Raw genomic sequence first — 356 nt, forward strand, 5'->3', positions numbered from 1 at the left:
CCGCCGCTGGCTCGCCGCCCGCCGCGACCTGCGCGAGGCGCCCGGAGCGGAAGTCGCGGACTACGAGGAGTACACCCGTCTCTACTACGAGTCCTGGCTCGACCCCGAGGTCCGCTGGCTCCTCTCCACGGTCCCCAGCTGCATGATCTTCGACGACCACGACGTCATCGACGACTGGAACACCAGCGCCTCCTGGCAGAAGGACATGCGCGCGACCGCCTGGTGGCAGGAGCGCATCCTCAGCGGTCTGATGTCGTACTGGGTCCATCAGCACCTGGGCAACCTCTCCCCCGCCGCACTGGCCACCGACCCGCTCTACGCGGCGATACGCGAGACCCCCGACGGCACCGACCGGC

At 69.7% G+C, this 356-nt stretch carries 1 protein-coding gene; it reads left to right on the forward strand.

The annotated features are described in order from the left end of the window. On the forward strand, positions 1-356 hold a 356-nt coding region (locus tag J0695_RS23540; RefSeq protein WP_206964478.1), incomplete at both ends, for an alkaline phosphatase D family protein.

Source organism: Streptomyces beijiangensis, assembly GCF_017315755.1.
GTDB lineage: Bacteria > Actinomycetota > Actinomycetes > Streptomycetales > Streptomycetaceae > Streptomyces > Streptomyces beijiangensis.